The organism is Serratia ureilytica, assembly GCF_017309605.1.
Lineage (GTDB): Bacteria > Pseudomonadota > Gammaproteobacteria > Enterobacterales > Enterobacteriaceae > Serratia > Serratia ureilytica.
Window position 1 is genome coordinate 1,632,205 of record NZ_CP071320.1, and the last position, 24,923, is coordinate 1,657,127.

The 24,923-nt window shown below is 57.1% G+C and carries 20 protein-coding genes and 1 tRNA gene; 4 read left to right on the plus strand and 17 right to left on the minus strand.

Going from position 1 to position 24,923, the window contains the following annotated elements; all coding sequences use genetic code 11:
• Nucleotides 1-21: 21 nt before the first annotated feature.
• The 5 genes from J0X03_RS07580 to J0X03_RS07600 all read right to left on the minus strand — a co-directional run bounded on the left by J0X03_RS07580 (nt 22) and on the right by J0X03_RS07600 (nt 4,435).
• On the minus strand, nt 22-588 hold the full coding sequence (locus J0X03_RS07580; RefSeq protein WP_160204733.1) for a YtfJ family protein: 567 nt from the start codon (nt 586-588) through the stop codon (nt 22-24).
• Nucleotides 589-608: 20 nt separating this feature from the next.
• The gene (locus tag J0X03_RS07585; RefSeq protein WP_033643767.1) at nt 609-1,478 is read right to left on the minus strand and encodes a hypothetical protein; all 870 of its coding nucleotides are present in this window, start codon (nt 1,476-1,478) and stop codon (nt 609-611) included.
• Nucleotides 1,475-2,812 (minus strand): lipopolysaccharide biosynthesis protein, encoded by a 1,338-nt coding sequence (locus tag J0X03_RS07590; RefSeq protein WP_004935553.1) that lies wholly within the window; start codon nt 2,810-2,812, stop codon nt 1,475-1,477. Before J0X03_RS07590 ends, J0X03_RS07585 begins: the two co-directional genes overlap by 4 nt.
• Nucleotides 2,813-2,884: 72 nt before the next feature.
• Nucleotides 2,885-3,679, minus strand: a complete 795-nt coding sequence (locus J0X03_RS07595; RefSeq protein WP_060660481.1) for a nucleoside/nucleotide kinase family protein — start codon at nt 3,677-3,679, stop codon at nt 2,885-2,887.
• A gap of 30 nt (nt 3,680-3,709) precedes the next feature.
• The gene (locus J0X03_RS07600) at nt 3,710-4,435 is read right to left on the minus strand and encodes a nucleoside/nucleotide kinase family protein (protein WP_033643765.1); all 726 of its coding nucleotides are present in this window, start codon (nt 4,433-4,435) and stop codon (nt 3,710-3,712) included.
• Nucleotides 4,436-4,803: 368 nt separating this feature from the next.
• Here J0X03_RS07600 and J0X03_RS07605 point away from each other — a divergent pair, with 368 nt between their 5' ends.
• Nucleotides 4,804-5,535 (plus strand): nucleoside/nucleotide kinase family protein, encoded by a 732-nt coding sequence (locus J0X03_RS07605; RefSeq protein WP_060660483.1) that lies wholly within the window; start codon nt 4,804-4,806, stop codon nt 5,533-5,535.
• Between the two features lie 70 nt (nt 5,536-5,605).
• On the opposite strand, the gene spt is transcribed toward J0X03_RS07605, so the two are convergent.
• From spt to J0X03_RS07625, 4 genes are read right to left on the minus strand one after another with little or no spacing between them, the layout of a single operon-like run.
• Nucleotides 5,606-6,778, minus strand: a complete 1,173-nt coding sequence (gene spt / locus J0X03_RS07610) for a serine palmitoyltransferase (protein WP_160204422.1) — start codon at nt 6,776-6,778, stop codon at nt 5,606-5,608.
• Nucleotides 6,765-7,025, minus strand: coding sequence for an acyl carrier protein (locus tag J0X03_RS07615; protein WP_015378483.1), 261 nt, complete (start codon nt 7,023-7,025; stop codon nt 6,765-6,767). The genes spt and J0X03_RS07615 overlap by 14 nt, the downstream gene beginning before the upstream one ends.
• A 31-nt stretch (nt 7,026-7,056) precedes the next feature.
• Nucleotides 7,057-7,971 carry an NAD-dependent epimerase/dehydratase family protein gene (locus tag J0X03_RS07620; RefSeq protein ID WP_160204421.1) on the minus strand — a complete coding sequence of 305 codons (915 nt, stop codon included), beginning with the start codon at nt 7,969-7,971 and terminating at the stop codon, nt 7,057-7,059.
• Nucleotides 7,968-9,707, minus strand: a complete 1,740-nt coding sequence (locus J0X03_RS07625) for a fatty acyl-AMP ligase (protein WP_160204420.1) — start codon at nt 9,705-9,707, stop codon at nt 7,968-7,970. The genes J0X03_RS07620 and J0X03_RS07625 overlap by 4 nt, the downstream gene beginning before the upstream one ends.
• 739 nt (nt 9,708-10,446) lie before the next feature.
• On the opposite strand from J0X03_RS07625, the gene J0X03_RS07630 reads away from it, so the two are divergent.
• The 3 genes from J0X03_RS07630 to psrA all read left to right on the plus strand — a co-directional run bounded on the left by J0X03_RS07630 (nt 10,447) and on the right by psrA (nt 13,145).
• Nucleotides 10,447-11,571 (plus strand): DNA-binding protein, encoded by a 1,125-nt coding sequence (locus J0X03_RS07630; protein ID WP_033643760.1) that lies wholly within the window; start codon nt 10,447-10,449, stop codon nt 11,569-11,571.
• 206 nt (nt 11,572-11,777) lie between these two features.
• Nucleotides 11,778-12,143 (plus strand): diacylglycerol kinase, encoded by a 366-nt coding sequence (locus tag J0X03_RS07635; RefSeq protein ID WP_033643759.1) that lies wholly within the window; start codon nt 11,778-11,780, stop codon nt 12,141-12,143.
• Between the two features lie 102 nt (nt 12,144-12,245).
• On the plus strand, nt 12,246-13,145 hold the full coding sequence (psrA, locus tag J0X03_RS07640) for an L-proline-binding transcription factor PsrA (RefSeq protein ID WP_101453896.1): 900 nt from the start codon (nt 12,246-12,248) through the stop codon (nt 13,143-13,145).
• On the opposite strand, the gene J0X03_RS07645 is transcribed toward psrA, so the two are convergent.
• The 8 genes from J0X03_RS07645 to J0X03_RS07680 form a co-directional block, all read right to left on the minus strand.
• A complete protein-coding gene (locus J0X03_RS07645; protein ID WP_046687446.1) occupies nt 13,120-13,926 on the minus strand; it encodes a substrate-binding domain-containing protein in 807 nt (268 codons plus the stop codon). The genes psrA and J0X03_RS07645 overlap by 26 nt on opposite strands.
• A gap of 26 nt (nt 13,927-13,952) precedes the next feature.
• Nucleotides 13,953-15,248, minus strand: coding sequence for an MFS transporter (gene tcuC, locus J0X03_RS07650; RefSeq protein WP_033643756.1), 1,296 nt, complete (start codon nt 15,246-15,248; stop codon nt 13,953-13,955).
• A 305-nt stretch (nt 15,249-15,553) separates the two neighbouring features.
• A complete protein-coding gene (locus J0X03_RS07655) occupies nt 15,554-16,987 on the minus strand; it encodes a hypothetical protein (RefSeq protein ID WP_206975691.1) in 1,434 nt (477 codons plus the stop codon).
• Complete coding sequence (locus J0X03_RS07660) at nt 16,984-18,306, minus strand: hypothetical protein (RefSeq protein ID WP_160204418.1); 1,323 nt, start codon at nt 18,304-18,306, stop codon at nt 16,984-16,986. Before J0X03_RS07660 ends, J0X03_RS07655 begins: the two co-directional genes overlap by 4 nt.
• A gap of 16 nt (nt 18,307-18,322) precedes the next feature.
• On the minus strand, nt 18,323-20,305 hold the full coding sequence (locus J0X03_RS07665; protein WP_206975693.1) for a WD40 repeat domain-containing protein: 1,983 nt from the start codon (nt 20,303-20,305) through the stop codon (nt 18,323-18,325).
• Complete coding sequence (locus tag J0X03_RS07670; RefSeq protein WP_128868530.1) at nt 20,269-22,044, minus strand: nSTAND1 domain-containing NTPase; 1,776 nt, start codon at nt 22,042-22,044, stop codon at nt 20,269-20,271. Before J0X03_RS07670 ends, J0X03_RS07665 begins: the two co-directional genes overlap by 37 nt.
• Entirely contained in the window at nt 22,041-24,104 is a 2,064-nt protein-coding gene (locus J0X03_RS07675; RefSeq protein WP_033644322.1) for a CHAT domain-containing protein, read from the minus strand. Before J0X03_RS07675 ends, J0X03_RS07670 begins: the two co-directional genes overlap by 4 nt.
• 419 nt (nt 24,105-24,523) lie before the next feature.
• Nucleotides 24,524-24,599, minus strand: a tRNA-Asn gene (locus J0X03_RS07680).
• Between the last annotated feature and the right edge of the window lie 324 nt (nt 24,600-24,923).

Consider the following 24,923-nt stretch of genomic DNA (forward strand, 5'->3'; position numbering starts at 1 on the left):
CGGCTCCCGGCGGCGTGCGCTTCATGGCGTCTCCTGGTCGATCAGGGCGCGCAGCAGGGCGATCACCTGGTCAACTTCCTGCGGGGTGAGTGCGCCGTCCTTCGCCCACTGCACGCGCCCGGCCTTGTCCAGCACTACGATGGTTGAGCTCTCCTCCGGCAGCCGCCAGGCCATGCGCCCCAGCCCGTCGCTGTCGACGATGAACTGCGCCCAGGGATAATGGCGCTTGTTTTTCTCGATCTTGCCGCGCACGAAGAAGCCGGAGCCCGGTATCGCGTCGTCGGTGTTGACGATGGTGGTCGGCTGGAAGCGATCGCCCGGCAGGTTCGCGTCCTTGACGGCGTTGATCAGCAGCGAGTTCTTCTTTTTGGCGGAGGTGCGCCCGGCGATGTACTGGATCACCCGCACCTTGCCCGCCAGTTTTGCGCTGTTCCACGGCCGGTAGCTGAAATCGCCGTTGCGCAGCAGCAGCTCGCCGCGATCGGCGATGGCGATCGGCGCCACCGGCTGGCCATGCACGAAGTTATGCGCGGATGCCGCCAGCGGCGACAGCAGCAGGGAGAGGGCCAGCAAGCGAGGTAACGTCATCATGGCTACGGGCAACGCGCTTATCTGCCGGCCGCGACGGCCGACGGGGAAAACGACAGCGGAAAACGCGCCAGCAGCAGCTCCAGGCGCTGGCGGATATCGATGTCCAGCGTCGCCGGCCGGTCATAGATATCGCCGCCGGCCAGCTTGTCCGCCACCATCACGTCGTGCCGGTCGCCCATCAGGCCGTTAATCGCCGCCAGGAAGCGCGAAATCTGCCGGGCCTCGCGGTTGTCCGGATCGATCGATCTCAGCGTGTCGTAAAACGACACCTGGCGGCTGACGATTTTGCGCACGTCGTGGAATTGATGCCCGGTCAGCGCCGGGCCGGCGATCAGCGTCTGCAGCTGGCGCATCTGCTCCTGGCGGTAGGCGATAAAGCCCTGTGCGCTTTCCAGGCGGGTGTGGCGCAGCGCATAGCGCACGTAAGACCATACCGGCTTGCTGAGCAGCAGCCGCAGCAGGTTGCCGTAAAGCGTCAGGTTCTTCTGGTTGCCGTTGCGAAACGCGTCCTGAAAATGGCCGAGCACCACGGTGGTGGTGTGGAACAGGCGGTTGGCGCGGTGGGGCGCGCCGTACAGCTGCTGGGCGAAGCGCAGGTGCTTATAGCGGGCGCGGATATATTTGTAGCGCATGCGCGTTGCCGCCGCCAACTGCGGGTCTTGCAGGAAACCGTTCACCAGTTGCAGCAGCTCGCGGCGGGAAAAGCCGTCTTCCCAAAACTGCAGGCACAGCGCGTAGTTGTCCCGGATGCTCTCGGGGGAGCATTCCAGATCGATCTGCTGCGGCAGGCTGATATTCGCCTCGACCAGGTCATCCTCTTCCACGGCGACAAACAGCGCCTGGGTGGTTTCGGCGGAGAACTTCTTCCAATTCGTGTTAGCGGTCATTGATTACTCTCTTTGGGCACATTCAGCCCCAACATAAAGCGATTGCGGTAGGCGCCGATCGTCGGTATCAGGGATAACAGCACGTCTAAACATTGCCCCAGTAAATAAGCGAAGGCGGCGCCCTGCACGCCGAAGGCATACGCCATCGACACCAGCAGCGCAATGTAGGCCGCCGAGGCCGTCGCCTGCGCGATCAGGAAGGCGCGCTGCTTGCCCGCCATAAACAGCAAGGATTCCTGCGGGAAGCCCATCATCGAGACGATGATCGCGCCCAGCATGATTTGAATCAGGTCATAGGCTTCCAGGTATTGCTGCCCGAAGACCGCGGAAATAAGCGGCTTGCCCACCAGCAACATCAACACCGCGACGGCCAGACCGATGCCGCCGGCCAGCAACGAAGAGCGCAGGCCCAGCAGCCACGGGGTCTTGGTGCGCGGATCCAAACGCATGATCTCGGGATAGAAGCTTTTCTCCAGCAGCTTGGCCGGGGTGCCCGTCGCATCGAAGAAGGTCATGGCGATCTTGAACAGCCCGGCGGCGGCCGGCCCGAGCACCACGCCCACCAGCACGGTGGTGCAGGAGTTGCGCGCGGCCCAGATGGTGTGGGCGATGTTGGTGGTCCAGACGAAGTTCCAGGCGCCCTCGATGCGGCGCGCGACGTTGAACAGGCGCGGCCTCAGCGCGCCGTGGATATCGCGGCGGCGCAGCTCGCGCGCGGTGAACCACCAAAACAGCGTGCCGCCGATCAGGTTAGAGGCGTACCAGGTGACGATGAAACCGGGGAACCCCAGATCGAAATAATAGGAGATGACGCTGCCCACCGCCTGCAGGAACGGCTTGATCGCCTGCTGAATGGCGATGAGATCGAAGCGGTTGAAGGCGCGCAGCACGCCGGTGGGCGTGGACGAGGTCATCGACGGGATCAGGGTGCAGTACAGCATGGCGAGCCAGAAACTTTCGCTGTCCAGCCCCAGGGCGTGTGACAAGAACGGCAGCATGATCATGCCGCCCAGCACGGCGATGACGCCGCTGGCGATATCCAGGCCGAAGGAGAACGCGACGACGTCGCGGAAGCGCCCGGTATTTTGATGCTCCAGCGCCGGGGTGCCGAATTGCACCACAAACTGCCAGGTTTGGAATTTGATGAAATCGCTGACCGCTTTGGTATAGGCCTGGATCACCACCAGCACGCCGAACATTTCAGGCGACATGCCTTTACCGGCGCAGGAGAGCGCCAGCAGGCCAAGCAGTGCGCTGGCGACGCTGCCGGAGCCTAAATAGGCGGCATTACGTAAAATGGAACGAAACGCGCCATCGGAAAACCATCGTTTCATAACTTAAACCAGCCATCATCGTTATTTTTGTGCATCTTGTGTTCCGCACTCATGCGCTTGCCCTGTCTCTTTTTAATAAACCTGAGTTTCTTTACCGGCGTTTTCGCCGGGTTGCCCGATGTCGCTCTGTGGGCGCTTCGCGGGGTTCACCACGGCGGAAATGGCGTTGAGCGCGTTGCTCAGCACCTCGTCGTAAGGGGCTCTGGCGTCCAGCTCGATGATGCGCGCGCCGTTGTACTGCAGGCGCACCATGGCGGAAATCTTGTCTTTCAGCTCTTCATAGCTGTGATCGGGCTTGCGGGAAAACGCCGTATCGACGTCGATATCCAGGCGAATGATCAGCTCCGGCCGATAGACGGCCATGCGTTGATATAAACGGCGTTCGCGCGCCGCCAGGCGGCGCAATAGCCGGCCTTTTGCGCGTTCCACGCCGATGCCGGGCCCATCGTAGTAAAAACCGGAAATTTCCGCCTGCGGGTAGCGATCGCTGATCACCAGCACGCCGCTCTGCGCCAGCCGCCGCACCTTGCGCAGGTTGGCGGCGCGCCACAGCGAAAAGCCGTACATGATCAGCGCCGCCCACAGTGCCGGCGGCCTGTTGCTCATGCGCTGGGTTTTATCGGATTTGGCCGCAAGGCGCCGCTCCAGCCACACGCCGATGAACGGCAACTTCTTGATTTTGTCGCCGTCTTCGCCGGAGATCAGCCCTAAATAGCAGCGCTGCGTGGGGCGATGCTGCTGCAGGTTTTTCACCAGATCGGCGGTCAGCGTGGACTTGCCCGTGCCGTCGCTGCCCACCACGGCAATCAGCCCGGTGATGCAGCTGTGAGAGGTATCCTGCTCGGCAGTGAGTTTATTTTTTTTCATCTGTTTCGGTACGAAAAGGTTATTTGGCGGCTAGGCATTGGCGGCCCTCAGCGATATTTTAACGGCGCGCAGCGAAGCATCGAAAATATGCTTGGCCGGCTCGCGGCCGTCCAAATCCAATATGTTAGCGCCGTTAAACGTCAGGTGCGGGATGACGGCGATCTTTTCACGCAACGCCGCCAACGAGTGATCGGGTTTGCGTGAATAGGCCGTTTGCTCGTCAATATCCAACCGAATTAATAATAAGGGCTGATAAGACGCCATCCAGTGGTACAGACGTTGTTCGCGTTTTCTCAGCCAGCGTATCCAGCGATTGCCGCCGGCGGTTTTCGCCAGCTGTGGGCCATCGAAACGAAATCCCGCCACTTCGGCCTGCGGATAACGATCGGTAATCAGCAATGCGCCGCGGCGACTTTTCTTCAGCATGCGGCGGAATTTAAAAACGCGCCAATAGGAAAGTAAAAAGATCACCAACGCCGTGGCATTATCAGGCGGCGTAGCAGGGCGATCGTGCACGCGCTGCGATTTCTTCAGCAAATAACGCCCGAAGGGTGCGCCAATAATCGGCAGCGAACTGATCCATTCGCCGATACGCCCGGAAGACTGGCCGAGATAAAGCAGTTCGGCAGGTTCTTGCGCCGATAAGGCCTCGACCAGACTGGCGGCCAGGGTGGATTTTCCCGAGCCGTCACAGCCGGTTATCGCTATTACGCGCACGGGCGAGCGATCAGATGAAGGTCTTATCTGCTGACTCACAATAATTAATCCAATGCGAAAAAAACTATTGTATTCCAATACGCCTTGGGTTCAAGATATTTATTGTGCTTTGCCGCGATAAAATAATGGGTTCGGTATTCCTGTTGGTTATTTGAATTGATATTTATGGCGTTCGTTCTTGTTATTTTGTGCTAATTGGCCGGGCGTGAGTCGGTTTCGCTTTTTATGTTAACTTTCGGCCTGGCTCACGGCGAAAAAAGAGCAGAGGTTTTCCATTTTCGCTTAATCTTTTGTGCGGTTTGGCGCGGCGTCATGGCAATTATCTTCGCGCTGCCGTCGCGGCCGTGAGCGATATTTCGTTTCAAATAGGGCATGCCGTTTCTGGTGTATTGAAAGAGAGTCTGATTATGAATGCAAAATTTCCGCCGCTGATTGCGGTTATCGGCAGCGACGGATCGGGTAAGTCCACCGTTTGTGAACATCTGATCGAATATGTGAAACATTATGGCCCGGCGGTGCAGGTGCATCTGGGCAAACAGGCGGGCAACGTCGGGCGCGCGGCGGCGAAACTGCCGCTGCTCGGGCGCTCGGTGGGCAAGGCTATCGAAAGCAATACCAAAAAAGTCAAAGCGAAGAAATCCCGCATCGGCCTGTTGCCGTCGGCGGTGATCATCGCCTTCGTGGGGCGGCGGCTGCTGCGGTTTCGCCGCATGCTGGCGTTTCGGCGGCAGGGGTTCATCGTGCTGACCGACCGTTTTCCGCAGGCGCAAATCCCCGGCGCTTATGATGGCACGGTATTTCCCGTCGATGTCGAAGGCAGCCGTTTCGTCCGTTGGCTGGCGGCGCGGGAGCGGGCGGCGTTTCAGTGGATGGCGAAGCAAAAACCGGATCTGGTGCTCAAGCTAAATGTCAGTCTGGACGTGGCCTGCGCCCGTAAACCCGATCACCGCAAAGCGGCGCTGGAGAAGAAGATCGCCGTCACGCCGTTATTGACCTTCGAAGGCGCCGACATCGTGGATCTCGATGCCGATCGGCCGATCGAGGAGGTGCTTTCGGCGGCGGAAAAAGCCATCGCGGAATTTATGGTGGTGCAGGGGTATCGCTATTCGGCTGATGGGGCATCAACGGCTGCGCACTGAGGTGCGCATCGGTTCGGCAGGGCGGCGTGGCCATTTTCGGCACCGCCGCCGCGGCCGAGAAGGAAAGGCTTTATTTTTTCAGCGCCGCAAAGGCGCGCACGATGGTGTCGATTTCTTCATCGCTGTGCGCGGCATTGACGCTGCAGCGCAGCAAGGTCACGCCCGCCGGCGCGGCCGGCGGCAGCACCAGGTTCACATAGACGCCGTGGGCGATCAGCTCGCGCCAGAAACGCAACCCTTCTTCTTTTGAACCGATCATGACCGGCACCACCGGGCTGATGCGCGGCCCCAGGGTATAGCCCAGTTCGGCGAGGCCGTGGTACAGGCGGTGCGCATTGCTCCACAGTTTTTCCCGCAGCTCGGGATGGCGGGCGATTTTTTGCAGCGCCGTGCGCACCGAAGCGATGCTGGACGGCGACGGCGAAGCGGTAAAGATATACGGCCGGCTGCTGTAGCGCAGCACGTCCATCCCCTTGCCGCCGACGGCGAAGCCGCCGATCGAAGCCAGGCTTTTGCTGAAGGTGCCCAGGATGATATCCACGTCTTGCTCGACGCCCAGTGCTTCGGCCAGGCCGCGGCCGTGCTCGCCCATCACGCCGAAGGAGTGCGCTTCGTCGACCAGCAGATACCCGCCCAATCGCCGCTTGATGTCGACGATTTCCACCAGCGGGGCGACGTCGCCCAGCATGCTGTAGATGCCTTCCACGATAATGATCGCTTCGCGCGCGCGTTCGCCCAGGCGCACCATGCGGCGCTCCAGATCGGCGGCGTCATTGTGGCGGAAGCGAATAATCTCCGCGCCGCCGAGGGCGCAGGCGTCGTAAATGCTCGCGTGGCTGTCCGCGTCGATCAGCACCACGGCACCCGGTCCCGCCAGCGTGCTGATGACGCCCAGGTTGGCGGTATAGCCGGTGGAGAACACGATGGCGCTCGGGCGATCGAAGAATTCCGCCAGCTCCCGTTCCAGCGTCAGGTGCGATCCGTAACTGCCGTTCGCCATGCGCGAGCCGGTGGTGCCGGTGCCGAGCGCGGCCAGAGCCGCCTGGCCGGCGGCGATCGCCTGCGCATCGAACGTCAGGCCAAGGTAATTATTGGTGCCGGCGAGGACAATCTTTTGATCGCCGATGCGCCCCTGGGTGGCGGAATACACTTCGTCGATACAGGTGCCGAACGGATTCAGGCCGGAGGTTTGAAACTGTTCGCGATCGCCCGCGAGCCGCGCAAACTTATCATACAGTCCCATGGTTTTTCTCCAGATAAGGGCGCAGCGCGTCAAGCAGTTGCTCAGGCGTTCTGACATCAAGCAATATATTGATAGGAATGGAGATATCTAATTCATCTTCCAGCATCATCAGCAGATCCAAGACTCTGATGGATTCCAGGCCAAGATCATTGACGAGATCGCTATCAGGTTTTATTTCCACTCCGCCTTCGACGATACCTTGCAAACACGTCAGGATATAATCCATTACAGCATCGCGATTTAGCATAAGAACGTTGACACACCTCTACTTGGAATAATTAAAACAGCCCTTCACGCAGCGCGCGTTCCAAACTCACTTGTGGAAACCAATTAATCTGTTGCGACAGCGCCTGATTGTTGGCGGACCAGTCTTGATGGGTTAATTCGCGTATTTTGCTGCGCGTCAGCATCGGCTCCTGTTTTATCAGGCGGTTCCACACCACGCTGATATCCGCCAGGGCTTTCAGCAGCGGCAGCGGAATGCCCACCAGCCGCACCGGCCCGTGACGCACGGCGGCGCCGATGTCCCGCAGGCGCAGCCAGTCATAGCCTTCGGCCACGCCGTCGCACAGTTCGTAAATATTCGACTGCGCGGGCTGCGCCAATAACCATTGGCCGACCGCCTTCGCCAAATCGCTCACGTGCAGAAAAGAGAGCCTGGCGTCAGGCGCGCCCAGCCGGGGCAGCACGCCGCGCAGCAGGCCGTTGAACAGCGGTTTCAGTTCTTTATCGCCCGGCCCGTAAACCGCCGTCGGGCGGAAAATCCCCAGCGCGATCTCGCCCGAAGCGGCGATCAATTGCTGCTCGGCGGCCTGTTTTGAATGGGCGTACCAGGACAGCGCCGGATGGCGCGCCGCCAGCGACGACATGAACAAGAAACGATTGCAGCGGCCGTTTTGCCTGGCCGCCTGCATCAGGTTCAGGCTGCCGGTCACGTTGCAGCGGGTGAACACCGCTTCCGCATGCCCGCGCACCTGGCCCGCACAGTGCACGACGCACTCGGCGCCGCGCACCAGTTCGGTGAGCGAAGGCCGGTCTTCCAGCGCGCCGGGGATCCACTGCAGGTTGTCCGCGGCGGCTTTGTCGGCTTGTCGCGTCAGGGCGCGCACGCTAAACCCCTGCGCCAGCAGTTCCTGGACGATATGCCGGCCGATAAAGCCGGTCGCGCCCGTCACTGCGACGGTGCCGCTCATTGCGCGAAACCGGCCAGCTGCGGCATTTGCGGGTAGAGCGAAGCGCTCAGCCAGCGTTTTTTGGCCTCCGCGCGGGCGGGTTTGCCCGACGACGTGCGGGGAATGCTGTGCGGCGGCAGCAGCTCGATGTCCACCGCAATGCCGAACTCGCTTTGAATGCGCGCGCTCAGCGAGTGCACGATTTGTTCCCGGCGTTCTTCCGAACTGACTCGGCACTGGATTTGCAAAATGATCCTGGCCGCTTCGTCGTGTTCTTCGGTCACGAAGGCGATCGCATCGCCGGAACGGATTTCCGGTTCGGACTCCGCGACGTACTCGATATCCTGCGGCCAGATATTGCGGCCGCGAATGATGATCAAATCCTTCTTGCGGCCGGTGACGTACAGATAGCCGTCCAGCAGGTAGCCCAGATCGCCGGTATCCATCCAGCCGGTCACCTGAATTTGCTGCTGGGACTCAGTATCGCAAAAATAGCCGTTCATCAGGCTGGGGCCGGAAATCGTGATATGGCCGACCTGGCGCTCCGGCAGTGGTTGCCCGGTTTCGCTGCGGATCTCGATGCGGTGGCCGGGCAGCGCACGGCCGCAGTTGACGAAGGTCGAGACGGCGCGGGTTTTTTTGCCCGGCGCGACCGCTTTTCCCTCGTACTCCAAAATATCCCGGTCGACCGCGTTGGTTTGCGGGCCGGAGCAAGGATCGGAAAAGCTCACCGCCAGGGTGTTCTCGGCCAGCCCGTAGCACGGCATGAAGGCTTTGCTGTCGAAGTTGATGCTGCGGAAGTGTTCGCCAAACTGGCTGAGCAGCTCGGCCGGGATCGGCTCGGCGCCCACGCCGGCGACCCGCCAGCTGGAAAGATCCAGATCGGCCAGCTCTTTGGCGTTGCTGCGGCGCAGACACAGATCGTAGCCGAACGGCGGGGCGACGGACACCGTGCCGCGATTCTTGGCGATCAGTTTCAGCCACTGCATCGGGCGCATGGCGAAATCTTGCGTGCGCAGATAATCGACGGACAGCTGGGTCGCCACCGGCGTCAGCAGGAAACCGACCAGGCCCATATCGTGATAGAAGGGCAGCCACGACACGCAGCGATCGCCCGCGCGCAGCTTGATCCCGTCGCGACTGATCGCATTCAGGTTCGCCATCGCCGCCCGCTGGGTGATGATCACGCCGCGCGGGAAGCGGGTGCTGCCCGAAGTGTATTGGAGATAGGCGATATCATCGGGCGAAGGAGCCGGCAGCGCGATCTCCGGCTCCGGCAATGCGTTGAAATCCGCGTCGCTGAGGATGTGCATCGCTGACGCGTTTTCCGTGGCGGAGGCGATGAGCGGCGTCCACTCTTCGCTGCTGATGATAGCCGCCGGGTTGCAGCTGGCGATCAGCCCTTTCAGTTTGGCGGTGTAGGAGTCGCGCTGGCCCACGCCCATCGGGATCGCCAACGGCACCGCCACCAGGCCGGCATATTGGCAAGCGAAAAAGGCTTCGACAAACCCCGCGCTGGTTTCGGCGATAAGCGCCACGCGATCGCCTTTCTTGAGCTTCAGGGACAATAAACGCCGCGCGCCCGAGATCGCTTTTTGCTGCAGCGTGCGATAATCGAGAACGGTCACGAGTTGATTGCGCCGATCGTAAAAATTCATTCCCGTATTACCGAGCGCCGCGTAATCCAACGCGTCCACTAAAGTGGGGAAGTCCGCATAGCGCATGGGAAGAGAATGAACGGAACTTGTTTCAGACATAGACAAACTTAGCCATAGATTAAAAATCACCAAAAGAGTTAAATCACTCTTGGCGAGGTAATTGATGTTTTACTATGAATAGGTTTTGAATAAGTTTGTTATTCAACCATCTTCATTCCGCGAATTGCGTATATTGCCGTACTTGAGCGGCACGCCGGTTATTAACCCGGTAGCGCGTGAGCGGCCTGCATTATCAGCCTTGAGCGGCGACCTGGAGATATACGAGAGGTGATTGTAATACCCGAGGTTCGCCGTTCTTTAGTCTGCATCTGTCGGGCAGGAAATACCTGTCTGCTCATAGGTTATGACCTCATGCATGGCTATCTTCGAACTTAAACACTTCCTAAACAGTATGCCGCAAGAAATCAAAAAGTGAATGCCTCATTTAAGTTGATTCTTAAAAAGAGCATTAAGTGGTAAAAATGGCGGCGCGCCACCTGATTAAAGTCGGTACACTTAAAGCGGCGGGTTTCTTTCGCCCAAATAGCACTAAATAATAAAAGAGCACGCATAGCGTAGCATGTCAGCGCCGCTTTGGGCTTTCCTTTTTTTGTTTAATCACGCCGCCTCAGTGCGCGTGATAGGCAAATAATGCGCTGGTTCACAGGGGGAAATATTCGGTTTTTCTTATCGTTGAACCGGAGGCGATACACAATCCAATAAAAGAGAACAGCATAAAAAATGCTAAAGGCGTTGTCGCGCTCATATTTAATTATTTTATTAAAACGTAAGGCTATTTATGATCCGTATTGAGAAAGTTCTGGATAAACGCGAACTTAAAGAATTTATTGCTTTCCCTTCGTTACTGTTTCGTGATGACCCGAACTGGATTGAGCCGCTGTATTTAGAGCGCGAAGAGCACCTGTCAAAGAAGAATCCCGGCACCGATCATATCGAATGGCAGGCGTGGGTGGCGAAAAAGCAGGGGAAGGTCGTCGGGCGCATCACCGCGCAAATTGATTCTCTGCACCGGGCGCTGCACGGAGAAGATTCCGGTCACTTCGGCATGATCGACGCCGTTGACGATCCCGCCGTGTTCAGCGCGTTATTCACGGCGGCGGAGGAGTGGTTGCGGTCCAAGGGCACGCGGAAAATCACCGGGCCGTTCAGCCTCAATATCAATCAGGAAAGCGGCCTGCTGGTCGAAGGGTTCGACACGCCGCCGTCGGCCCTGATGACCCATGCCAAACCTTACTACGCGGCCCAGATAGCGCAGCAAGGATATAGCGAAGGGATTGATTTGCTTGCTTATTGGATGAAAAGAACCGACCTGCATTTTTCGCCGTCGCTGACCCGGATGATGGATCAGGTGCGCAAAAAGGTGACCGTTCGCCGCCTCAACCGCAAGCGCTTTCGCGAGGAGATGCAGGTGCTGCGCGAGGTGTTCAACTCGGGGTGGCAGCATAACTGGGGGTTTGTTCCGTTCACCGAGCATGAGTTCGCCACCATGGGGGATCAGCTGAAGTTCCTGGTGCCCGACGATATGATCCATATCGCCGAGGTGGATGGCGCGCCCTGCGCCTTTATCGTCGGGTTGCCGAACATTAATGAGGCGATTGCCGATCTGCAGGGGCGGTTATTGCCGTTCGGTTGGGCGAAGTTATTGTGGCGGCTGAAAGTCAGCGGCGTTCGCACCGCGCGCGTGCCGCTGATGGGCGTTCGCCAGGAATATCAATTCAGCCGCATCGGGCCGATTATTGCATTGCTGTTGATTGAGGCGCTGCGCGAGCCGTTCGCCAAGCGCAATATCGACGCGCTGGAAATGTCGTGGATCCTGGAAACCAATACCGGCATGCGGACGATTTTAGAACGTATCGGCGCGGTGCCTTATAAGCGCTACCGTTTGTACGAAAAGACGCTTTAATCGACTGATATCGCATCGCCTTTTAACGCCATCAGGATAATAAGCGCATTGCGTGCGGCGCCGTTCGTTTTGGGGGACTGAGCGTGAGTGAAAGCATTGTCCCCAGAGTGGAACGGTTAAGGCCGTTAATTAATAAACCCAAGATAAATTCACGGCGCGTGATTTATTGAACCGCGATCGCCGTGATGCTGAAGAGAGCAGAATGCATGCCTGTGGAAAAGAAAAAGGGAATAAGCCGATTAACCTACAGCATAAGGAACTCCTGGGCCGGCTTTATTGATGCCGCGCTGACCGAAAATGCGTTTCGTGAATTATTGGTTATTAACGCCATTTTACTGGTTGTTACATTTACTCTGGATATTACAAAAATGGAGCGGCTGTTATTAATCGCCTGCAGTTTCCTGCTGCTGGTGGTTGAGCTGCTTAATACGGCGATTGAAACCGTGGTCGATCGCATTTCGCTGGCGTTGCATCCGTTATCCAAACGCGCCAAAGATCTGGGCGGCGCAGCGCAGCTGGTGGCGGTGATAATGACCATCATTATTTGGGGGACGGTGCTGCTGGGAGGATAACGGCGAGGCGCGCTCCGGCGTTAAACCGGTTGCTGCGGCTAAATAAGCGGCTATTATCGTTGCTTTACGCCTTTGGCGCCATGGTAAGGATAGGTTGCCGTTATGCCCGTGAATTTTGATCTCAACGATCTTTATGCGTTTCGCGCGCTGGTGGAGTACGGCAATTTTCGGCTGGCCGCAGAGTCCATCTGCCTGTCGCAGTCGGCATTGAGCCGCAGGATTGAGAAGCTGGAAAACGCGCTGGGCATCAAACTGTTCGATCGCACCACCCGGCGCGTGACCTTGACGCTGTACGGGCAGGCCTTCACCGAACGTTCGGAGCAGCTGCTGATGAACATCGAAGTGGTGATGGCTGATATCGATAAGGTCAGCCAGGAGCGGGTGGGGCTGGTCACCGTCGCCACGGTGCCGTCGGCGGCCTACTATTTCATGCCCGACGTGATACGCCGTTTCCGGCTTCGCTATCCGCGCGTGCGCGTTAAGCTGATCGACGGCAGCGCAGGCAATGTCATCGAGGCGGTCACTGGCGGCCAGGCCGATTTCGGCATCTGCTTCGCCGGGCGGCTGCAGCCTAATATTGAGTTTGTGCCGTTGGTGGGGGATGTCTACGTGGCCGCCTGCCGGCGCGACCATCCGCTCGCCGGTAAAAAGAGCCTCAGCTGGCGGGAGTTTTATCAGCAGGATTACGTGTCGCTGGATAAAACCTCCGGCAATCGCAATCTGCTCGATCAGCGCCTGGAACACATCGTGCCGGAACGCCCCAGCGTGTGTGAAACTCGCCATGTGACGACCATGCTGGGCATGGTTGAGGCGGGCATCGGCATTGCCGCCGTGCCCGCCATGTCGATGCCCGCTTCAGAGCACTCGGTGTTGACGTCGGTGCCGCTGGTCGAGCCGGTGGTGAAACGCACCGTAGGCCTCATCAGACGCGGCGGCCGCATGCAGTCTTTCGTCGCCGCCGAGCTGGAAAAGCTGATTACTGAACAGTATCACTCTGCCTGACCGGCTGCGGCGCCGGCACGGTTCGCATGCCGGTCGCGCGAATGGTCGGCTGCGCCTGAGAGGAGGCGAGGAAGTCCAGCAGCGCTTTGCCTTCGCGGCGGTGTTCCGCCTTGGCGGTTACCGCGCCCGCGAAGCGGGTGATGTACTGCACGTTTTCAGGCAGCTCGCCGATAAAGGTCACGCCCGCCACGGGCAGCAATTCGCTGACCTGCTGGAAGCCCAGCGCGTATTTCCCCTGCGCCACTTCAGAGGCCACCGGAATGCGCTCAACCTTATGCGCTTTCCCTTTCACCTGTTCCTCGATGCCCAGCTTTTTGAACAGTTGGCCGCTGACATAGCGGCCGCTGGCGCTGTCGGAATAGGCGAAAGAGTCCGCCTGCAGCAAGACATTGCGCAGGTCGGCATCCGTTTTTATCACCGGCTTGGGCGCGCCCTGTTTGACCACCATGCCGATCGGCGAATCGGCCAGCTCCACGCGCGAACCCGGCTGGGTCCAGTGCTCTTTTTCCAGTTGGGTGAGCGCGTCGCCCACCATGATCAGCACATCGGCTTGCTCTCCGCGCGCCAGCCGCGCGGGGATCGCCTGCGGCGTTTTGCCCATCGAGGGGCCGGACACCAGAATGATTTTGTCGCCGCTTTGGGCTTCATACTCCGGGGCCAGCTTCTCCAGCGCGGCTTTGAAGCCACCGGAGATCATGACGGTCACGTCTTTGGCCAGCGCCGCCGTACTGCAGGAGGCGCACACCAGCGCGGCGAGGATCGAACGAGTGAGTTTTTGCATGGCATGATTCCTTTTGAGATGGCGGCTTAGCGCGCGGTTTGCAGCGGCATGGCGATGCGGCGATACATATACAGCGTCGCCAGCAGGGCGCACAGCGCGGCGAAGCTCATCCAGTAGCCCGGTGAAGCTTTGTCGCCGGTGTATTCGATCAACGCGGTGGAGACTACCGGCGTAAAGCCGCCGAACACCGCCGTCGCCAGGCTGTAGGCCAGCGAGAACCCGGCCACCCGCACTTCCGTTGGCATGATCTCCGTCAAGGCCGGGATCATGGCGCCGTTGTAGAGGCCGTAAATGAAGGACAGCCACAGCAGCACGGCCAGCATCATGCTGAAGCTGGGCGCGGCGGCGAGCAGGCTCAGCGCCGGGTAGGCGGTGGCCAACGTCAGCAACGTCATGGCGACCAGCACCGGTTTGCGGCCGAAACGGTCCGACAGCGCGCCGCCGATGGGCAGCCAGATGAAGTTGGAGATCGCCACCAGCAGGGTGACCAGCAAGCTGTCGGAAGCGCTGAGCAGCAGCACCTTTTTGCCGAAGGTCGGCGCATAGACGGTGATCAGGTAAAACGCGGTGGTGGTCATGGCGACCATCAGCATGCCGGCGATCACCACCGGCCAGTTTTTCAGCAGGGTTTTAAACACGTCGCGCATCGCCAGGTGGTGACGGCGAGCGGTAAATTCCTGCGTCTCTTCCAGCTTGCGGCGCAGGAAGAAGATGAAGGGAACGATCAGGCAGCCGAACAGGAAAGGCAGGCGCCAGCCCCATTCGCGAATGGCGCTTTCTTCCAGCGCCGCATTGAGCGCGAAGCCCATGGCCGCCGCCACCATGATAGCCACCTGCTGGCTGCCGGACTGCCAGCTGGTGTAGAAGCCTTTACGGCCCGGCGTGGCGATTTCAGCCAGATAGACGGACACGCCGCCCAGCTCCGCGCCCGCCGAGAAGCCTTGCAACAGACGCCCGCACAGCACTAGCAGCGGCGCCCAAAGCCCGATGCTTTGGTAAGAGGGGATCAGCACGATCAGGAAGGTGCCCGCGGCCATGATCGACAGGGTCACGATCAACCCTTTGCGGCGGCCGACTTTATCGATGTAAGCGCCCAGCACGATGGCGCCGATCGGGCGCATCAGAAAACCTGCGCCGAATACCGCGAAGGTCATCATTAGCGAGGCGAACTCGCTGCTGGCCGGGAAAAAGGTGTGTGCGATGTAGGTAGCGTAAAAGCCGAACAGGAAAAAATCGAACTGCTCTAAAAAGTTGCCGGAGGTGACGCGCAGTATCGCGCCGGTTCTGGCCCGGGTGGTCATGGGTGAGGTAGAGGAATGCATCTTTATCTCCAGTTTGTTATTGGCGCTTAACGACGCGCCTGTTGCTGAAGACTCGCTCAGGAAAATAAAGTAAATAAGCGCAATAAACTCATGGCGCGATGCGTTTGACGCATCAATCGGCGTTAACAATGTTGCCTAACCCGATGTAACGTGGCGTTAACAAGTGTGAGGGTTATCGCTTGCGGCGGCGGGCGTCGAAAATGGCATGCGCGTTTTGTGACAGGGTTCATAAAGGGGCGGCGGGGAAAGAAGGCAGTGACCAGGCAGTCACGGTTTCTGGGCCCACCGGCTGGGAACGGTGATATTCATCCGTTCACATGATCCTGTTCTGGCTTCAACCTAACCGCGGGATCGCCCAATACGACATAATTACGAATATCATCGCGCGCGATTTGCAATGCCAGCAACTCAGCGGCGGGGACGGTTTGTCCATTCAGTTTGTTATTCAGTTTTTCCAACAGCCTGGTGCTTAGCACCCCCCACTGCCCGTTGAAAGCGTCGGTGGCCATACCGACGCGTTGGCCGGCAAGCAAGCGATGGATGACGTCACGAAATCGTTGGGGCTGCGCCATACCGATTTCAGAAACGAAGCTGGATGCCCACACCCGATCAATATGTCCCAGAGAAGCCAGAATGCCTCCCTGGGGAAGTGTCATGAGCTTTTGCGGCAGGCGGGCCGTCATCGCATGTGGCGCAATGCGAACGCGATCCGCTTTAGAGTGAAAGTTATCGAACGCCGGCGTACCGGCGCCATAGCAGGCAAAAAACAAATGGATCATGCCATGAACGTTGGCATGCTCTGGAATATCTTGAGCGGCAAACCAGTGTTCATGGGTAATATCGCCATAAGCGGGCCAATCCTGACACACCAATGCCCCTTGATGGTCCGCCAGTCGAGGGTCATCGGCCTGAAAGGCCATGCCGTGCGTGCCCGTGATCAGCAGCGAAGGCGGGTTATGTGGGGCACTGAGCAGGTGACTCAGGCAGGCTTTGGTCGCTTGCTCGCTTAATGAACTGTTTAACGCAAAGCGATACTTTTCACCCAACGGCCCGAGTGAACCTGTGCCAGCGCCAAAGGGGGTGGCGACATGCTTGATGAACAGCTGGGTGGCGCGATCGAAATCATGGCGGGTAGCGAACAGTTCAATACGCCGAGCTGTTTTGCGAGAGGCATCTGTTCCATGGGCCACGATGCTGTCTGCATAGGCGGTAAATTCTTCAAGTGTAGGGAAATCCAATCGCCCAACCCCGGCGACGAGATCCAGCGCATATTGAAATTCAAACGGAATGGCCTCTGGCGAACCGATCAGGACAAGATAATAAGGCATGCCGAGATCGGGATTAATCATATCTAATGAGGAACCATGACGATTAAGCCAGCCGCTGGCGCTTTCGCCCTGTCGGTAACCGTCCGGACCGGCGAAGATGCGGAATGTGCCGGCGGCCTGCTGCCGTCGCAATTCAACCAGAGGGGCCAGTGCGGCCAAATGAGGTGCCGAGTCCATATTCGCGGCGAAGAGGAGCCCCCAACCACTTTCGGACAGTTGGTCGGCATCGAAACCGAATTGCAAACCCAAATGCGCTCTGTCGGGAAATGCCGCGCCGACGGTTTGTCCGAGCAGTGATTCAGCTGCAGACTGATGCTGCTCGTGCTGATCCATGCCCCCGGTTTCCAATGGCAACCCCGTGTCAGCGTGAATGCCGAAAGCCAGTAGCGGCATCTGTTCTTCGTCAATCATGATGCGTCCGCCGTTTTGAGCGCCGCTTGCCAGAGCAGATGGGCCACTTCGGGGCCGGCAATATCGCTGTGCGAGCCGGAGATGCCGTTGCCATGGCAAATAAAATTGCTGCTGTTCACGTTATAAATGTGAGCCGGAACGAAGGCATAGGTGCCAGCGGCTGGCAATAGGGTAATATTGTGAGCGGTGGGTATGCCACAAATGCCCAACGCGCCAATTGCGGCATAGAGCGGAGGAAACATGTAGGCGACCTGGCCAGCCACCCCTGCTGCCCAGGGATAAAGTTTGCCGACGGCCATGTCGCTGTCCGAGCGCGTAGCCACTAAAGGCCCGCTGATTTTCTTTTCCATCAGGATGTTATTGAAGAATCCTGCCGTTTCATGTGATGTAGGGAGTGATGAGGTAAAGGACCAGATAGACATGGCGCCTTGGACCAATACGCAAGAGTTTATCGGGAATGGCAACGGCGTAGCGCCAGCAGGGCCCGCAATGGCCGCGCTGGCGACTATGCAACCGAAACTGTGTCCCATCAGATGGATGCGTACGGCGGGTGAGGCTTGCTGCATAGCGCGCAGCAGAGGATGCAGCCCTCTTTCGCCGACGTCTTTGGCTCTTTTCTTCATCGTCCAAAAAGTTAATTGCCGCAGAGGCGCCAGTAACGGGTTGTCGCCGACATCATTACCGAAGGCCACATTATTGACGGCTTCAGCCACGGTTTGATCGGGATCGAAAGGCAGACGATCGGCGGAGCCTTCACCCGGTGCGCCGTTGGCACCCAAATCCAGTGCGGCATTGAGCTCTAAATAGGCCGCACGCAAGGTGTCGGATAACGTCATTGACGCGGAGTCTGTGCGTACTTCATCAAAGATTTTATACAGCGCCGCCCGAACTTCCGGTGTGCCGCCGAGCGCCTCGATATGGAAGTCGATCCTTTCTCTCAATGTCTGAGTGTTAGCAGGGGAGAAACTGGTGTCTGAGGCCTCTTTTTCATCCCCCCATGCCAGACTGGGCCAGTGAAAGCCAATGTGCATTTCTTTAAACGAGGGGATTTGTTGCAGCATATGCAGGCGATCTTCATCCAGCGAGGCAAAAGCGCCGATCCAACTGTCAAATTGAGCGAAGGCTTTGGCCTTATCCTGATGCCAGCCGTGGCAGCGAATGAACACGTCGGTAATGCCATTGTCCACCAGGGATGACAGCATCAACTCGCTCAGTTTGCCGTTAGGTGCATCGGGATCGTTATCTAGTTCCGCGCCGTTTTTATCGGTGACAATCATGAAATAGTTTGTATCCGTTGTCGGGATCGTGCGGTATGGCATACAACCTCCTAAAAAGTCATTTCGATGGATTGTCGGGACACGGGTCATTAATGGACGCATAGTGGAAGTATTTGTCGATGTCTCCAGGCTGGAATGTCGGGCGGTTCGCCCATTTACAAGCCTGTTTTATCCAGCTTTTCATGCGCAGATCCCAAATGGCTGTGCCGGCGCTTGATGAAGAAACCAGCCATTCTCCATCCTGAGAAAGGGCGAGGGCGGTGATTGGCGTCGTGTGGAAGTCTTGTGCGATGTGCATGGCTGAACCTGCGACGAACACGGACAACTGCCCTTTGTTGTCCCCCATGGCGACGGTGTTGCCATCACCCGCGACGGCCAATAGATGGGGGATAAAAAAAGAATCATTTTTCTTCTGTGTGAACGACCAGTCCTCCCCGTTTATCGTTGCGGAATATATCTTGCCCGAGAAGTCGCCCAGCAGCATCGTTTGGCCTGAAGAATCGAACGCCAGTGTTTCGATCGGCGCACGCATATTGCTGGATTCAGAACGTTCGCTCGCAACCTGAATGACGCGGGTTTTGACTATCTCAAGTTCTTCACGTGACTGAGCGTTGAATCGCCATGAGACGATTTCATTCTTGTCATTTATGGTCATGATTTCGTCGCTGTTGGGTTTGAACCAGGGCAATGGAAAGTAGACGTTGCGCTGAGTTTTAATTTCTTTGCAGGTGAATCCATGGGGGGCTGACGCGGTGAGGCGATACAGTTTATTGGCGAGCTCTCGCCCGTTCTTGCCGACGAGGGTAACCGCCAGCAGGGTGCCGGCATCATTGACGCGAATGGCGGCGATGCGGCGGCCTGGCGGTTGCAGCAGGCACGCCAGCGGCTCGCCTTGGGAAGGTGAAATCAGCACATTGCGAAACACCTCAACGCCTTGCTGTTGCGCAGCAAAGAGCGTCGTGGCTGAGGGGGACCACGCGAGAGCGACGACGTTCGATACCGGCAACTGCCGAATGACCGATGGTTGGCCGGTATTGGTATCCAACCGATATTGCGTCAGCCCTGTCGCCTGTACGGTGAATAGCTGACGGTTTGCTTTACTGTCGACAAACAGCGCAGGAGCTTGAGGACTAAGCAAAAATTGCCCTAAAGGATGTCTGTCAACGCGCAAATTGACTTTGAGTATGTCGCCGGCTTCACTGGTGACATAGGCGGTTTGCTCATCAGGCTCGGTCGCGACGCTGACCAACTGCCGCGGAAATTGCAAAAGGGTGCGGTTGGTGGGAGCGGCGGCATTATTGGCCGAAAACAGCCACAGCTTGAGGCTCCCATCCCAGCTTAATGACAAGAGGTCGCCATTTTGCAGATACTTGAGTTGCGCGACGGTTTGCTGATGAGCGTTGATAATCGTTGGCCAGTAAAAGAACGACGATTTTGGCAAGGGGGCGTCGGCTCGCGGCGAAACATCCTTTTCGACGTTATTCTTGGTCGGAGAAAGGCGTGAAGTGTCCCAGATATAAATGTAGCCATCCCTGCTGCCGGCTGCGATAAATCGTCCATCGGGGCTGATGTCGATACTGTAAAAAGTTTTGCTGTACTCGGTCTCTGACGCGATGGCCGCCAATGGGATGGACTGTTGCGGTTTACCTTGGCTAAACGTCTGCCATTTGACTGCCCTGCTTGTGGCGATGGCGACGTTATCCAGAGCATTTTGGGGGGCGACGGCGGTGGCCATCACGGAGTTGGTTTTCTTATCGAATTGTTGTGACAATAATTCAAATTCGGCTCCGGATATTTTCCACACGGCCAGCGTACCGTCTTGATATCCGGCATAAAGCCTGTCGCCAGCTGCCGTGATGGCACGCACCTTGTTGCTTACATGCTTAGTGTTGTCACTATCGGGCAGATGTAGCGGGCCTCCCACGGTTTTTCTTGTCGCCAGACCCCAGATGCGGATCGTCCCATCGCCATCTCCAGTCGCCAATAGTTTAGGTGTGACGAATGTTAAGGTGTTAATTCCCGAGGGATGCGCCTGTTGCACCTCTTCGGGGGGATGAATTCGCTGTTCGCACCGCAGGTTTTTATCGAGAAACGGTCACGGCCGATCTTGGCGCTAATGCATTCGTTCTCGCGGATTCGTACTACTGTGGTTTTGCCATCGCCGAGAGTATCAATGCGCTCAAGTTGTCTATAGCGGCCGAGATAGTCGCCGAGCAACATTTGAAAATTGAACGTCAACAGATTGTTTGAGTTGGCTGGTAACCGTAACTGCGCGCCGGCCGCGGTGGCTAAGGCTTCCAAACCTGGGTTGGGGTGATCGTTGAGAATGGAAAGAATACCGGTTTGAATGGCGAGATAATTCAACGCGAGCTTGGTTTTCTGTTGTTCATCGGCGCTCTTGTCAACAAAGAAACCAATAATTATCGCCAAAACGGCGATGACTAAACCCGAAGCGCAAAAAAGCTGCTGTTTCCTGCGGCGATACGACGCATACGCCGCGAGGAATCGCGCCTCGACTTTTGAATCGGGAGCATCGCTTTCCGCCGGCCTCATTTTTCGTTGGGTACGGTATGGCAGGGCGCGAAAGTAATCTGGTTTTTCGCCGTCCATATGCCATATCCGCGCCTGTTTTTGCCATTCTTTCAGATTATTGCTACGCCACTCTTCTATGCTGCGGCGTACGGGGCCGGCTAAACGATCGTGCGCCAATTCATACCACATGTCGTCTTCACGGCTTTGACGACGGATGAGATGGTGCTCCTCGAGCTTTTGAATTTCTTTAAGTGATGGCCCGTCCGTGCTTTGCGGGCTGAAAATCACGGCTGAGCGGCGCCCACTTAACGTCAGCAGATACCGGTCTATCCAATCTCCCAACGTTCTGAATCGATGGGGATCTTGCGCCGCCAGATTGAGCGTCTTGGTGCAGTAATCCAGTAAGGCATTGTCCGGGTTATATCCCGCCACGTCGGCGACGCGAACCTCACAGACCTGCCGCTCGGTTTGGCTTAAGGTGTTCCACAGATCCGTACAGATAACCTGCAGCTGTACCGGTTCCACGGTCTTACTCGGGCGTGCGCCTTCCGGCGCTTTAATCAATTCGCTGACCAGCAACTGCGCCGCATCTGTTCCGTCTTGCACTGGAAAAGCGACGCCCATGGCTTCTGCCGGCCCCTTGATGGCGGCGACGGCTTGCTCGACCGACAACAGGTTTAAACGGTAGGTGTTGTTAAGGCGGGTGGGAATATCATCGCGGAAATCATCAAGCCAGGAGAAGTATTCTTCTCGCATGCTGATGAGGAGCCAGATAGTTTTTTCGTCGTTTGACAGCAGTTCTTTCAACTGCTGGAAAAAGACTTTTTGTTGCTCGTAGGGGACATTACCGGTTAACACTTCCTCAAATTGATCGAGCACCAACAGAAGACGCTTCGGCGGATCAGATTCAGGCAGAGTGATACGGTTGAAGTAGGTAAGAAGCGTATCATTGGGACGAATCGAGCCAAAACTATCTTGGTCCAGGCGCTGCAAGAGGGAGATGACCGGATCGGTATCATCGGCCTGCGCGATGCGCTGCACGGGTAAAACATGGAACAGCGTTGTCAGTGTGGATAAAAGGCCGTTCTTGGCCATCAAAAGCGAGGTTTTACCCGCTCCGGAAGGGGAGTACAGCACGATTATCCGATCCGAGATTAAGCGCCATTGCAGTTGCTTAATGTCCGCGTCGCGACCGAAGAGTGTTTGTTCGGCGCTAAAAGGGCTGGGGCCTACGTAAGGAGCCTTCATGAGTCCTCCTGCGTACGGGCATTTAATTCCGCCATAAAGGTGGTAACGTCTCCCCAGTACAGACGCCATTGGGCCTTCGTCTGCAGGTATTTTTCGATATAGCGGCGTGCGCTGCCGGGATCAAGAATGCTGTTTGGATCAATTTGTACAGAGAAATGTTCGATATTTTTGCGCAGGTCATGGCCTTCCAACAGTAAAAGGCTGCGAAACAGTACCCGAAACTCCCAGGATTCAGCCTGCAGGCCGACAAACAGCAGCGCGCTGCTGTTCAGCCTGGCACGGACGTAAAGGGGAATGGCGTCTTGGGCGGAAGAGACTTTGGTCAGGTAGTCAAAAAAATGATCTTCGGTTAACACCAGCGATTTTGGCGTGGATAAATCCCCGAAGAGCTTGAACACGATCGGATGGGTCGCAGTGCCTTCGTCCGCCGGGCTGGCGGGGGCTCGGCTGACATAATTGGCATCGCAAATTTCAGCGTGTATATTCCACCTCAGCAGGCGGACTGTCGGCGTCGCGCCCTGTTCTTTGAGGGCATCGACCAGTAGATCGCTGGGATCGGTGGTGATGTAAACCGGGAGTTTATAGCCGGCCAAGATCCGCAGCGGATCAAGAGGGGTACGGGCGCGAATTTTTTGCCCCACCACTGAAACCAGTTCTCCTAGTGATGTGTAGATCTCCATTTGATCTAAACCTTTTAGCCGGTCCGGCACATCGTCAGGATATTTCTCAAGAATTCGCTCATAGACGTACTTGTAAAATTCCTGACGGGGGTATTTGTCTTGCCGCATCACGGCAAGATATTGTGCAATCTGCGGCAGACCCGCCACGTCGTGCCCACCTAACGGATAGTGGTAGATTTCCCCCCATTCACGTGCCAGTTCACGCCGCGAGCCGAACAGCGCTTCGTTCATGCTCGGGCCGAGGATAGGAGTGCTGTCTTGGCTGGTAATATTGTCGACGATCAGAGCCCAGGGATCCTTATTTTCGTCGGAAACACCGAATCCGGGTGGATACCAAATACGTGCATTATTCAACCGGGTAAAAACGACCGGGATCCACCAGTCCGGTGAGTCCATGATTTTTGCCCGCGCACTGGCGGTAGCGCGATCGACTTCGCCATGCTCCGCCAGCTGTCTGAAAAACTCCGGGATAAATTGCGTTGCCGCAGACATCGAAAGCTTGCCCTGCATCGCCAATACCGCCGGCACGCCCTCTTTGGCTAACAGGGGGCCCAGAGCGACCAGCGCGTCGCGTGCGGGATTGCCGGCACCGGCGCTTTGGCAGGAGCATAGGACGACCAAGCTGGGAATTCTCTCCAGCGCGCCCAAACGCGCGGCGAAATCTTCGCCGGTGACGCTGGCGGCATTCCCGGTCTCATCCTCCAACCACAACACGGCGCCTTGCTGCCCGACAATGCCGTGACACATGAGATAGAGAATGTCGGCTCCCTCTTCTATGCCTTCGATAATCGCCTGGAGCGTCGCGCTTCCGCGCCGCGTGAGCGTGGTTAACGGAACATGACGCAGCGCATTTTCAGCGAGCTCCTGCTCATGAGGAACGTTGATGGGCGGGAAGGTTTCCGACAGGTCCTGAGGATTGGCGATGGCTAATAGTGCCTTAATGCCTTGTTTAGGGCGCAACATTGGGAGGCGGTAAGTTCGGGCCGCCAGATAGCGCGAAAAAACGCACTGATTGCTGCGTAAGAGATGTGTGGCCGTATCGGTGGGATCAACCAGCGTTTCCCAAGGGAGGCTGTGTAATATGGATGCATTTGAATCGATAAGCAGGCGTATTTTTAGCGGGCTTTGCTGATGGTCGGAAAATGCCCGTGCGGACGTGAATGCATCACGCAGTGCGGGCTGCATAAACAGTGATTCCGATAATAACCGGCCCATTCTTTGCGGGTTGCGGGAGTAAAATGTCGGATCGTGGATGTTTAATGCCAACGGGATGAAAGGGGTAATATTTTCGCTTTCGTCAAAGCGCTGGCGAAAACTGGCTTGAAATTCATCGAGTGAATTCCGCTGAAACACGATCTCAAGTTCCGCATAGCCTTTCATGAACGTACCCCCGACAGTAGCGTTGTCGACAGCATTGACGACCAAAACGAGAGAGGGAGGCGGGAGTCTACCCAGCGTATTTCAGCACGTAGTTATTTAGATAACTGATTTTTTTATTTAATATTTTGCTGAGACACTGGGTGTTCAGAGCGTCGCCGACCAGTTCGTGACGGTATAATATACATCTAGCTTGAATAAGGATTTCTGTCCAATATGGCGCGGTGTTGATGAGGAGCGCTTCGCTACTGAAATAAAATAAGGGCGAAAATTAATAGATAAATAACGATAGGATGCGTTGTATCGATTTTTGCGCACAGCCATGCAACGCAAAAAGCAAAAAGCAAAAAGCAAAAAGCAAAAAGCAAAAAGCAAAAAGCAAAAAGCCCGCTCGGGTTTCCCTGCGCGGGCTTCTCTAAATATGGCTCCTCTGACTGGACTCGAACCAGTGACATACGGATTAACAGTCCGCCGTTCTACCGACTGAACTACAGAGGAATCGTGTGAACGGGGCGAATAATAGCGGGGCATCCGGGGTTTGTCAAAGCGCTAAACTGCAAAAAAAGCGCGTTTGCTGAGGGAATGAGCACCTTGCGCTGTTTTTCGGCATTTTCCATCGCTATGCGTTGATTTTTGCATCCCCAATCGTTTTGACGCCGCTTGCACACGCCTTTGCACGGCGATGGTGCAGGGCCGTTCTCCCACCCATACTTCCACTCGCGCTAACCGTATTGGCCAGACCCTGGTTAACGGCGCCACACGCCGCGCCGCAACTGATATGTAGGATGAATAAGCAAACAATATGTATTCGTCGTCACAATG

Excerpts from the sequence above, each read along its gene's own strand:
- J0X03_RS07580 (WP_160204733.1), bottom strand. The coding sequence starts at position 588 with ATGACGTTACCTCGCTTGCTGGCCCTCTCCCTGCTGCTGTCGCCGCTG.
- J0X03_RS07585 (WP_033643767.1), bottom strand. The coding sequence starts at position 1,478 with ATGACCGCTAACACGAATTGGAAGAAGTTCTCCGCCGAAACCACCCAG.
- J0X03_RS07590 (WP_004935553.1), bottom strand. The coding sequence starts at position 2,812 with ATGAAACGATGGTTTTCCGATGGCGCGTTTCGTTCCATTTTACGTAAT.
- J0X03_RS07595 (WP_060660481.1), bottom strand. The coding sequence starts at position 3,679 with ATGAAAAAAAATAAACTCACTGCCGAGCAGGATACCTCTCACAGCTGC.
- J0X03_RS07605 (WP_060660483.1), top strand. The coding sequence starts at position 4,804 with ATGAATGCAAAATTTCCGCCGCTGATTGCGGTTATCGGCAGCGACGGA.
- spt (WP_160204422.1), bottom strand. The coding sequence starts at position 6,778 with ATGGGACTGTATGATAAGTTTGCGCGGCTCGCGGGCGATCGCGAACAG.
- J0X03_RS07615 (WP_015378483.1), bottom strand. The coding sequence starts at position 7,025 with ATGCTAAATCGCGATGCTGTAATGGATTATATCCTGACGTGTTTGCAA.
- J0X03_RS07620 (WP_160204421.1), bottom strand. The coding sequence starts at position 7,971 with ATGAGCGGCACCGTCGCAGTGACGGGCGCGACCGGCTTTATCGGCCGG.
- J0X03_RS07625 (WP_160204420.1), bottom strand. The coding sequence starts at position 9,707 with ATGTCTGAAACAAGTTCCGTTCATTCTCTTCCCATGCGCTATGCGGAC.
- J0X03_RS07630 (WP_033643760.1), top strand. The coding sequence starts at position 10,447 with ATGATCCGTATTGAGAAAGTTCTGGATAAACGCGAACTTAAAGAATTT.
- J0X03_RS07635 (WP_033643759.1), top strand. The coding sequence starts at position 11,778 with ATGCCTGTGGAAAAGAAAAAGGGAATAAGCCGATTAACCTACAGCATA.
- psrA (WP_101453896.1), top strand. The coding sequence starts at position 12,246 with ATGCCCGTGAATTTTGATCTCAACGATCTTTATGCGTTTCGCGCGCTG.
- J0X03_RS07645 (WP_046687446.1), bottom strand. The coding sequence starts at position 13,926 with ATGCAAAAACTCACTCGTTCGATCCTCGCCGCGCTGGTGTGCGCCTCC.
- tcuC (WP_033643756.1), bottom strand. The coding sequence starts at position 15,248 with ATGCATTCCTCTACCTCACCCATGACCACCCGGGCCAGAACCGGCGCG.
- J0X03_RS07655 (WP_206975691.1), bottom strand. The coding sequence starts at position 16,987 with ATGATTGACGAAGAACAGATGCCGCTACTGGCTTTCGGCATTCACGCT.
- J0X03_RS07660 (WP_160204418.1), bottom strand. The coding sequence starts at position 18,306 with ATGCCATACCGCACGATCCCGACAACGGATACAAACTATTTCATGATT.
- J0X03_RS07670 (WP_128868530.1), bottom strand. The coding sequence starts at position 22,044 with ATGAAGGCTCCTTACGTAGGCCCCAGCCCTTTTAGCGCCGAACAAACA.
- J0X03_RS07675 (WP_033644322.1), bottom strand. The coding sequence starts at position 24,104 with ATGAAAGGCTATGCGGAACTTGAGATCGTGTTTCAGCGGAATTCACTC.